Source organism: Porphyromonas asaccharolytica DSM 20707, assembly GCF_000212375.1.
Classification (GTDB): domain Bacteria; phylum Bacteroidota; class Bacteroidia; order Bacteroidales; family Porphyromonadaceae; genus Porphyromonas; species Porphyromonas asaccharolytica.
This window is the reverse complement of the sequence record NC_015501.1, coordinates 1,325,815-1,337,483: the sequence shown is the minus strand read 5'-3', so window position 1 is coordinate 1,337,483 and position 11,669 is coordinate 1,325,815. Positions and strand designations below refer to the sequence as shown.

At 50.2% G+C, this 11,669-nt stretch carries 5 protein-coding genes; 2 read left to right on the top strand and 3 right to left on the bottom strand.

Features of this window, described 5'->3' with window-relative positions:
- The first annotated feature begins 5 nt into the window (after positions 1-5).
- Positions 6-5,864, top strand: a complete 5,859-nt coding sequence (locus PORAS_RS05245) for a C10 family peptidase (protein WP_013760461.1) — start codon at positions 6-8, stop codon at positions 5,862-5,864.
- Between the two features lie 387 nt (positions 5,865-6,251).
- Here the strand turns inward: PORAS_RS05245 and PORAS_RS09010 are convergent, their stop codons facing one another.
- From PORAS_RS09010 to PORAS_RS05235, 3 genes are all read right to left on the bottom strand, one after another.
- Entirely contained in the window at positions 6,252-6,515 is a 264-nt protein-coding gene (locus PORAS_RS09010) for a hypothetical protein (protein WP_155811472.1), read from the bottom strand.
- A gap of 82 nt (positions 6,516-6,597) precedes the next feature.
- Complete coding sequence (locus tag PORAS_RS05240; protein WP_013760460.1) at positions 6,598-7,638, bottom strand: IS3 family transposase; 1,041 nt, start codon at positions 7,636-7,638, stop codon at positions 6,598-6,600.
- Positions 7,635-8,015, bottom strand: a complete 381-nt coding sequence (locus PORAS_RS05235) for a transposase (protein WP_013760378.1) — start codon at positions 8,013-8,015, stop codon at positions 7,635-7,637. The genes PORAS_RS05240 and PORAS_RS05235 overlap by 4 nt, the downstream gene beginning before the upstream one ends.
- Positions 8,016-9,125: 1,110 nt before the next feature.
- Between PORAS_RS05235 and PORAS_RS05230 the strand changes: the two genes are divergently transcribed.
- A complete protein-coding gene (locus PORAS_RS05230) occupies positions 9,126-11,642 on the top strand; it encodes an InlB B-repeat-containing protein (RefSeq protein WP_004330282.1) in 2,517 nt (838 codons plus the stop codon).
- Positions 11,643-11,669 lie beyond the last annotated feature (27 nt).

The following is an 11,669-nucleotide window of genomic DNA, read 5'->3' as shown; positions in this document are numbered from 1 at the left end:
CATATATGAACTCTCTACAAATTCGTTGGCGACATTTGCTTGCCCTCTCGCTCATACTACTCTGTAGTGTGAGTGCGCTCTTTGCTCGGCCTCTGAGCGAGCGTGAAGCTCGACACCTCGCCGAGCAGTTTTTCCATCAAGTTGCCTATGCACATAAGGTGTTGGCTCCTGCGCAACAACCGCTCAGTCTCGTATCAGCTCCGATACGTCAGAGTGCTGGTGTAGAGCTACGCACCCTATCGGGCGACAAGGCTCGCTACTACTATATTTATAATAGAGGTAGCAATGCTGGCTTCGTCATCATCGCTGGTGATGATGAGCTGACACCCTATATCGGCTACGCTACGACTGGACAAGTCCTTGAGCAGGATATGCCCGAACAGCTCCGAGCCTTTCTCAAGGCTTGTCAGGAGCGTATCGATGAGCTTACCTCTAGTGTAGGTTTGCGTAGCTCTCTCAGACCTACACCCCTAACCGCTACAGAGCCAGCACAGATTGCTCCTTTGTTGGGAAACATACAGTGGAATCAGAGTGCCCCGTGGAATAATCAGACTCCTACCGACAATCAAGGAGAGCATATGCCAGTCGGTTGTGTCGCAACCGCCTATACGCAGGTGATGCGTTATTATCAGTGGCCTACGCAAGGTGAGGGATCTTTCTCCTATACGGAAGAAAGAAGTAACCGCCAGCATAGTGTAGACTACGGGGCTACTACGTATGACTGGGCGCATATGCCTGAGCGGTATAACGACCCATCGTCTGCGACCTCTGAGGAGACCCAAGCACTCTCTACGCTTGCCTACCATGCTGGTGTCGCTGTCGAGATGATGTACGCACCCAGTGGTAGTGGCTCCTATACGCCCCTTGTAGCACGAGCTTTGGCAGATCACTTCCGCTATGACAAGAGGGTGAGCTTCAAGAGTCGAAGCAATTATACTCAGTCCTCTTGGGAGCAGATGCTACGTGCCGAGCTGATAGCCGCTCGTCCTGTAGTCTATAGTGGTACTGGTAGTGGCGGTGGTCATGCTTTTGTCTGTGATGGTTACGATATGGAGGGACTCTTTCATATCAATTGGGGCTGGGGAGGCATGAGCGATGGCTACTTCAACCTCAACTACCTGGTCCCTTCAGACCTAGGCATCGGTGGTGGAGCCGGTGGTGGCTTTAGCCTAGGGCAGGGAGCGGTCATCGGGATTAAGCCTGATCGTACGGGTACCTCTCAGCGGACGGCGTCTTCCGTAGTCACCACTTGGCGCTTCAGTATGCGCTTTGACGAAGGCACACTAGACGCCACTGCAAACTACGAAGTATTTCTCGCAGACGATGCGACACCTTATGATGACCTCATTACCTATGGTGTCACACGTCTAGGCTCTGCCGATACGACTTACCTAGATCAGTATGCACTCAATGCACATATAGAGACTCTCTATAATGGTGCAAATGTTGAATCTCAAAGACTCCAGCTCAGTCGCTATATAAACGAGGGTACGTGGGACTTCTTCCTCGCCTATCGAGCTAAAGACGCAGCTGGTTCTGCTTCGTGGAGACCTTGTGGGCAGCATGAGCGTGCCAAGGATCAGTATCGTCGCACCTTCACCATCTCACGAGAGAGCGATGGCTCCTATACAGTTACCGAAGATGCTAGCTCCAATCAATCTAAGCTAGAGTTCGTTGCAGGATCTGATCAGAACCGTATCGTAGGCTATGAAAAGAGTCAAGTCTCCCTCCAGCTACGAAATACGGGACGCTTTGAGTACTTTAATCAGTTATACCTCTTCGCAAGAAAGGCGGGCGAAAATCAGTATCAACCGCTCCTCAATATCCTACCAGCCATTGAGGCTGGAGGTCAGGAGCGTGTGACCTTTGACATAGATCGCTTCCCCTATGGCTCAGGAGATGTAGAGCTAGAGGTGGGCTATTTCGTGGGAGGGAGCTTTACCTCTGTTTGGTCTAATACGGTTTCCATTCAGCCAGCTACCGAGGTACGCACGGCTTACGTCCTCTCATCGGATCAGCCCGTCACAGCCAACCTATCTACTGGAGACCTCTCACAGATACGCATACGCAATGTCGGGACGACAACGCCTTCTTCGCAAGGTCGCTTTTTCTATCGCTGGGAGCTTAGCAAGGGTGATAATAAGCAAAGCACTCGGTGGACAAAAACAACTTCTATCCCAGCGGGAGACGAGGTCACCTTTACACCTAATCTAAAGGACGAGCTTCGTTATATCAATGCTAAGGTTGGCGATGAGCTCACCCTCACAGCGACCTTTATTGAGGTAAACGATGAGGGATCTCCAATTGGTCTCATCCCTATGCTAGAGCAGGGCTCACTCGCAGTCACCTGTACGAAAGACCTCATTGTTGGCGACGGCGTCATCACGATGACCACGGCGAAACCTGTCGGAGAGAGCATCAAGCTTTATTACGATGCAGATGGAGATGTCTCTATCGAGGGAGCAGAGGGCACCCCTAGACCAAGCGATTTTGTAGACTACAAACTCACCAATCAGCAAGTGACTATGCGTGGAGATATCACAGCATTGTATTGCTTTGAAAATAGATTGACAGATCTAGATGTTTCCCAATGTAGCTCTTTAAGTGTTCTTCTCTGCATTGCCAACGAGATCAAAGGGAAGTCAATGCTACAACTAGTCAATAGCTTGCCTGATCGCACAGGTCTAGAGAATGGACTCTTCGTTGTCTACTCAGACGGTTCTTTGGGACCAGACGACAATGTGTGTCTGAATAGTGATGTCGCCATAGCTAGGGCTAAGAATTGGGAAGTAGCTCAGGCAGTATGGGAAAACGGAAAACTGAAACTATACCGCTACGATGGCGAGGATCCGACAAAGACCTTTGCCGTAACGCTCACAAAGGATGGCGAAGGTACGCTCACAGCCATCGGAGCTGACGATCTCAACGCAGTCCCCTACGGTACGGAGCTCACAGTTGAAGCAACACCAGCCGAAGGCTACGTGTTGACCGCTCTAACGGCTAATGGCAAAGACATCCTAGCGACGAAGAAGCTGATCGTCAGGAAAGACACCGAGATCAAGGCAACCTTTGCGAAGGGCGACGGCGTCATCACGATGACCACGGCGAAATCTGTCGGAGAGAGCATTAGGCTTGCTTACTCTGCATATGGAGATGTCTCTATCGAGGGAGCAGAGGGCACTCCTAGACCAAATTATTATTATGTAGAGTACGCACTCACCAACCAGCAAATTACTTTGCGTGGATATATTACAGAATTGGATTGTTCTACGCAGCTATTGACAGATCTAGATGTTTCCCAGTGTAGCTCTTTAAGATTTCTTTTCTGCTCTGCCAACGAGATTAAAGGGGAGTCAATGCGACAACTGGTCAATAGCTTGCCTGATCGTACAGGGCTAGAGGGTGGCATCTTCGTTGTCTACTCAGACGGTTCTTTGGGGCCCGAAGGCAATGTGTGTCTGAAGAGCGATGTCGCCATAGCCAGGGCTAAGAATTGGGAAGCAAATCTGGCAAGAGTGGAAAACGGAAGGCTGTACCTATCCAGCTACGATGGCGTGGACCCAACAAAAACCTTTGCCGTAACGTTCGCGAAGGTAGGCAAAGGGACGCTCATAGCTACGGGAGCTGACGATCTCAACGCAGTCCCCTATGGTACGGAGCTCACAGTTGAAGCAACACCAGCCGAGGGCTACGAGTTGACTGCTTTAACGGCTTATGGCGAAGACATCCTAGCGACGAAGAAGCTGACCGTCAGGGAAGACACCGAGATCAAGGCAACCTTTACGAAGGTTGGCGACGGCGTCATCACGATGACCACGGCGAAATCTGTCGGAACGAGCATCCGTCTTGCCTACTGGGCAGACAGTGATGTCTCTATCGGGGGAGCTATTGGTGACCATAGATCATCGATCTCGGTTGACCTCACACTCACCAACCAGCAAGTGACTATGCGTGGAAATATCACAACATTGTATTGCAATGCAAATAGATTGACTGATATAGATGTTTCCCAGTGTAGCTCTTTAACAACTCTTCTCTGCTATGTCAACGAGATCAAAGGGAAGTCAATGCTACAACTAGTCAACAGCTTGCCTGATCGCACAGGGCTAGAGAATGGATTCATCATTGTCTCCTCAGACGGCTCTTTGGGGTCCGAAGGCAATGTGTGTCTGAAGAGCGATGTCGCCATAGCTAGGGCTAAGAATTGGGTAGTAGGTCTAGCAACAGTGGAAAACGGAAAGCTGGAAGTATACCGCTACGATGGCGAGGACCCGACAAAGACCTTTGCCGTAACGCTGACTCAGAGCGACAACGGTACCATCTCAGCCACTGGCGCAGACGATCTTAATGCCGTACTGGAGAGTACCGAGCTAACCATCACAGACAGCCCCAAGAGGGGTTACGAGCTGATCGCTCTAACGGCTAATGGCGAAGACATCCTAGCGACGAAGAAGCTGAGCGTCAGGGAAGACACCGAGATCAAGGCAACCTTTGCGAAGAAGAAGAACTACACCGTGACATTCACGAAGGAAGGTGAAGGGACGCTCACAGCTACGGGTGCGGACGATCTCAACGCAGTCCCCTACGGTACGGAGCTCACAGTCGAGGCTGCACCAGCCGAGGGCTACGAGTTGACTGCTCTGACGGCTAATGGCGAAGACATCCTAGCGACGAAGAAGCTGAGCGTCAGGGAAGACACCGAGATCAAGGCAACCTTTACGAAGAAGAGCTATACCGTGACATTTACGAAGGAAGGCGAAGGGACGCTCACAGCCACCGGCGCTGACGATCTCAACGCAGTCCCCTACGGTACGGAGCTCACAGTCGAGGCTGCACCAGCCGAGGGTTACGAGTTGACCGCTCTAACGGCTAATGGTGAAGACATCCTAAGCTCCAAGAAGTTCACCGTGAAGGAGACGGTTGAAGTGAAGGCAACCTTTACGAAGAAGACTTTTGCCGTAACGTTCACAAAGGAGGGCGAAGGTACGCTCACAGCCACCGGCGCTGACGATCTCAACGCAGTCCCCTACGGTACGGAGCTCACAGTCGAGGCTGCACCAGCCGAGGGCTACGAGCTGACCGCTCTGACGGCTAATGGCAAAGACATCCTAAGCTCCAAGAAATTCACCGTCCAGGGAGCCACCGAAGTGAAGGCAACCTTTACGAAGAAGACTTTCGCTGTCACCTTCGACAAGGAGGGTGAGGGTACGATCACCGCTACGGGTGCGAGCGACCTCAACGCAGTCGCTTACGGCACAGAGTTGACCATCAACGCTACACCTGCTACGGGCTACGAGCTAACAGCGCTTACTGCCAACGGCACGGACATCCTCGCTACGAAGAAGATCGTTGTCACGGATAATGTGACCGTCAAAGCGACCTTTGAGAAGAAGACGTTTGCAGTGACGCTGACGAGTAACGAGCATGGCGAGATCACGATCGTTGAGCCAGTAGACCTCAAGGCAGTGCCGTATGGTACGACTCTGACGGTGAAGGCTACGGGCAAGAATGCGCAGTGCGTCCTGACGGAGCTGACGGCCAACGGCGAGGATATCCTCGCTACAAAGAGCTTTGTGGTCACAGATGTGACGGAGGTCAAGGCGACGTTTGTGGATCATACGGGCGTGGAGACGACCGTCACGCAGCAGGTGAAGCTCTACCCGAACCCAGCGACTGACTATGTCATCGTGGAGGGTATAGCACCTGCTAGCGAAGTGACGCTGCACAGCATGACTGGCGAGCTACTGTGCGCTATGCAAGCAGATGCAGAGGGGCATCTACAGATTGACCTGACAGCTCTCAGCGATGGTGTCTACCTTCTCGTAGGCACTGGGTGGCAGGAGCGACTAGTGGTCAAGAAGTAGGGCTACCCCCTTTTCTATAGTAGAGACTGCGGCATGGTGGCAAGCGATTAAGCTCACCATCGTGTGGCAGTCTCTTTTAGTTTCTCCCGTATGAAACTGGAGGGCTGACGCATTATGAGACTGTTGACTTTTGCAACAGTCTCACAATCGTGCTTGCAAGATTGTCTAGACTTTGCAGAAAGGATGAAGCGCAAGGCGCTGAGGGTGAGGTCTGAAGCTCACATACCTACGTATGTGACCGAAGCCGAATCCCGAAAGCAACACAGCGATTCGCCTTTATGCAACAGTCTCATCATAATCGCTCTGTTAGGAGCTACACATGAGCGACAAGCGAGGAATAGATGAGGTCACTATAATATAATGTGTCAGCCCTCTAATCTCTAACCTCTAATAACAGATCTTTACAGGGAAATTCGTCCGATTCCATTCTTTTTCGAATATCCACGTGGAAAATCTCAAATCTCCACGTGGATATTTTTTATTTTCCACGTGGGCGTGATTCATTTCCTCCGAAGTTTCATTTGATTCCTCCGAAGAATTTTTTCTTCCCCACGTGGAAAATAAAAATTCTCCACCTAGATATTTCGAAATATCTACGTGGAAATCAGTTTTTCCCGATACAGCGCTGTCCTCTTCCTGAAAAAAGTACACAGTTGGGAAGGTGTTACTGAGATGATACACGGGTTGTTTTTGTTAATCCTGTGAGCGTTCTCATCTGTTAGTTTTGCTCCTGCTAGGGTACACGACTTGTCGTCGTCTTTACTGCGGAGGTACACAAAGATAGGTCTTTGTTGGGAGTTAAGCGGCATGAGCTCGGAGATTTGAGGCTCAGAGCTTTGGGAGAATTGTTCTTAGCTATCTGGTTCTTAGAGGGTTGGGTGGTTAGAGGGTTGGGGTAATTTGGTATGAGCATCTGCATCGGAGTCTTCTTGTTGATGGCTCGATGAGGTCGCGCTGTGTTATAGAGAGCAATCGTTTGAGAGAGGATCTCTCGAACTTGATCTATGGGCTTATCCTCGAAGTTGTAAAGCCAGTCGTTCTTGATGATCCCGTTAAGTCGCTCAGCCATAGCGTTGTGAAGGGGGTTTCCGGTCTGGGTGACGCTGGTTACGATGCCTAGGCTGGCCTCGTAGTCCGTCATCTGCTTGGAGACATATTGACAGCCTCGGTCGCTATGGAAGATGAGCCCTTTGAGGTCAAAGCCATGCTTCTGATAGAAGTCAACGGTCTGTCTTAGTGCGTTGTAGGGACCCTCTGTGGAGAGCGTGGGCTGCAGGTCAAAGCCGGTGATGATGCGGCTATAAGCGTCCATCGTCAGGGAGAGATATGCGAAGCCCCCTAAACATTTGACGTAGGTTATGTCTGAGACGGTGAGCCGGCAATGGTCGGTGGCTATGTACTTAGGGGTGGTGTTCAGGTGGTCTTGGAAGCCGTGATTGACCACTCCCTTGGTCGTCTGGGGTGGACGCTTGCGCTTGCGACTTCTTAGTAGCATATCGTTGGCTCCTAACACTTTGTAGAGCCAGTCTCGACCTACTTGGAAGGTCCCTTTGAAGTATTCGTTGGCACACTGCTGGATGGTGTCTACGCCTGCTTTGGGGAGCTGACCGCGCACATACTGGCAATAGTGTAGGACGGAAGCTACTTTGACATCTTCGTCTTGCTCGGTGAAGGTGTGCTTGTAGTAGCCTTTGCGGCTGACTTCTAACAGCTGACAAAGGTAGGTTATGGAGAGCTTTTGATCTCTCTCTTTGGCGGACTCAAGCTGTCTCACGGCTGCAAATCGGTCTTTTTTTTTAGATCAATGTGGTAGCGATTCAAGACCACTTCGAGTAGTGTCTTGTTGACTAATGCCTTGCTCTCAGCCTGGAAGAGGGCTGCTTTGAGACGAGCGTTTTCACGCTTGAGTTCTGCGTACTCTGGATCTACGTCTTTGTTCTTGTTTGTCTTGCTCATAGTGCTACTGGTGCTTTGGTTGGGTAACTCTACATCAAAGGTACGCAACCAATTTCGAATGGTGCGTGTGGTAATGCCGTAGCGCTGGCTGGTGGTGGCAATGCTGTCACCGGTGGCTAGGAGGTCGTCAATGACTCTCCACTTGAAATCTAGGGGATATCCCTTTCGTCCTAGTTTACTTTTTTCTTGTTTCATAGTTGTTGGGGTTGGCTTCCCCAACTGTGTACTATTTCAGGAGAGGACACGCCGTATCGATATGTAGTCAACCTTAAATTATTGCAACAAGCCAGCGTTGAATTTCCTAGCCAAGGTGAAGCATCATAATCGTTTTTTCAAGAGCTGCACATGAGCGACAAGCGAGGAGTAGAGAGGTAGATGAACTCATTGTGTATAATGCGTCAGCCCTGTATGAAACTAGAGTTTCTTTCCTATGAAACTAAACATGTCTCCCTTCAAAAAATGATTTCCCTAGATTCCACAAATCTTACGAGTAGTGACCAGTAGGAACGCTCGGCTTAAGTGTCCGCCCCTACAGATCGGGGTTACAGCGTTTGATGAGTGGAATTGTCGTGCTGACATAGCTTGTGTAGGGGCGGACCTACGTGTCCGCCCGCAGAATAGACTGCGCTCAGGTGAGGACGGGCGGACACACAGGTCCGCCCCTACGGTGGGAGCTTCCACCCCGCCGAGCGGTTCACCCGAAGAGAAGTCGACCAAGCTTCCGAAACGAGAAAAAAACTTCGCTTTTTACTTGCATATAAGCTTAGAAAGCAGATCGGGGTTACAGCGTTTGATGAGTGGAATTGTCGTGCTGACGTAGCTTGTGTAGGGGCGGACCTACGTGTCCGCCCGCAGAATAGACTGCGCTCAGGTGAGGACGGGCGGACACACAGGTCCGCCCCTACGGTGGGAGCTTCCACCCCGCCGAGCGGTTCACCCGAAGAGAAGTCGACCAAGCTTCCGAAACGAGAAAAAAACTTCGCTTTTTACTTGCATATAAACTTAGAAAGCAGGTCTTTACTCGTTTAGATATCCCTACTCGTGAGCGTTACGGCATCGAGTCCAAGAGAAGAATTTCGTCCAAATCTTGGAGAAACCATATCGGATTCTGCTGTATTTGGACAAATCCCGAGAAGTGCCCTTTTTGCTCTTGATTGATAGCCCTTAAGGATTGTAACTTTGTGCTGTCTATAAGCCTCTTCTTTAGTACCCCCTAGAGGGTATTTATGCACTCTCTAGGGGTATTTAGAATCGCTAGATCCTAGCCAACTACACGAAGCAATCATCTATCAACTACCAATTAATATGACAAGAAGACTACACCACTGGGCGTGCGTCCTACTCTGCACGCTCCTCACCTCGATAGGGCTACAAGCCGAGGAATCCTCCCAGCCCTCGTCTACTACCTCCGATGCACTCCGCACTGGTAGCGAGGGTGTCATCACGATGACCACCTCCAAGGCCGTCGGAGAGAAAATCACATTAGAAATTTGGGGTGGCAACGTCACCATCGAGGGTGTCAAAGAGCCGTTTTCCAGAGGCTCCGCTCCCTACACACTTACCAGCCAAACTGTCATCATTCGAGGCAATGTCACAAAGTTTAACGGTTGGAACAACAAACTGACCAATTTGAACGTGTCTAGTTGCACTATCTTGACATCGCTTAAATGCTTCGGCAACAAACTGACCAGCTTGGATGTATCGGGCTGTACCGCCTTGACAGAGCTTAAATGCAACGACAATCAACTGACCAGCTTGGATGTCTCGAGCTGTACCGCCTTGAAAGACCTTTACTGCCACCGCAACAAACTGACCAGCTTGAACGTCTCGGGCTGTACCGCCTTGACAGAGCTTAAATGCTACGACAATCAACTGACGGCATTGGATGTTTCCCAAAACACCGCCTTGACAAGGCTTGACTGCTACGACAATCAACTGACGGCGTTGGATGTTTCCCAAAACACCGCATTGACAAGGCTTGACTGCTACCGCAATCAACTGACGGCGTTGGATGTTTCCAAGAAAACCAAATTGGAAACACTTAACTGCCAGCAAAATCAACTGACCGCATTGGATGTTTCCAAGAATACCAAATTGGAAACACTTAACTGCCAGCAAAATCAACTGACCGCATTGGATGTATCCCAAAACACTGAGTTGACAAATCTTAACTGCCAGCAAAATCAACTGACTGCATTGGATGTTTCCCAAAACATCGTGTTAACAAAGCTTTCCTGCTCTGACAATAAGCTGACGGCATTGGATGTTTCCGAAAACACCGTGTTAACAAAGCTTTTCTGCGGCATCAATCAGCTGACTGCGTTGGATGTATCCCAGAATACCGCACTGATATGGCTTGACTGCTTCAACAATAAGCTGACCATGTTGGATCTATCAAAGAATACGGCTTTGACAACCCTAGGTTGCTTCAACAATAAGCTGACCGCATTGGATGTATCCCAGAATACCGCACTAGAAAAGCTTTACTGCTCTGACAATCAGCTGACCGCATTAGACGTATCAAAAAACACTGCGTTGACAGAACTTTTCTTCGACGGCAATAAGCTGACCGCATTGGATGTCTCCCAAAACACCGCATTGATATGGCTTGTATGCTACAACAATCAACTGACGGCATTGGATGTTTCCAAAAATACCAAATTGGAAACACTTAACTGCCACGGCAATCAAATCAAAGGCAAAGAGATGACCCGCTTGGTGAACAGTCTACCAGACCGTACCGGAAAGAATGCTGGTAAATTTACCGTAGTGCAAGAACCGGCTCCTGAGGGCAATATTTGCCTTAAATCCGATGTCGCTATTGCCAAGGGAAAGAACTGGAATACGCTAAAGTACAAATCCAATACCCAAAAGTATGTTGCCTACGAGGGCGAAGAGGAGACACAACCCTTAAAGGTAACGCTGACTAAGGAGGGCGAAGGCACGCTCACCGCTACCGGTGCGGACAACCTCAACGCCGTTCCGGAGGGTACCGAGCTGACCATCGTAGCGACACCGGCTGACGGCTACAAGTTGACAGCTCTCACGGCCAACGGCACAGACATCCTCGCGACGAAGAAGTTCGTTGTAAAAGGTGCTACTGAAGTAAAGGCAACCTTTACGAAGATGGCGTTTGCCGTGACGCTGACTAAGGAGGGCGAAGGTACGCTTACCGCTACGGGAGCCGACAATCTCACAGCTGTCCCCTACGGCACAGAGCTAACGATTGCCGTTACTCCAGCCGAGGGATATGAGCTTACTGCTCTTACTGCCAACGGTGAGGATATCCTCGCTACGAAGAAGTTCGTCGTCAAAGGTGCTACTGAAGTAAAGGCAACCTTTACGAAGATGGCGTTTGCCGTGACCTTAACGAGCAATGAGCATGGTACGATTTCGATTGTCGAGAACGTAGATCTCAAGGCTGTACCCTATGGGACTCCCTTGACAGTTCAAGCTACGGGCAAGAACGATCAATGCGAGCTGACCGCCCTCACAGCCAACGGAGAGGATATCCTTGCCACGAAGAAGTTTGTCGTCAAGGGTGCTACCGACGTGAAGGCAACCTTCGTAGACCATACGAATATAGCGGAAGTCAATACCGAAGCTATTCGCTTTTACCCCAATCCTGCTAGAGAGTACATTATCGTAGAGGGAGTAGACCCTGCTAGCGAGGTCACGCTCTACAGTATGACTGGCGAGCTACTGTGCGCTATGCAAGCAGATGCAGAGGGGCATCTACAGATTGACCTGACAGCTCTCAGCGATGGTGTCTACCTCCTCGTAGGCACTGGATGGCAGGAGCGACTAGTGGTCAAGAAGTAAACGATCAATCCTGCTTATTAGACTGCT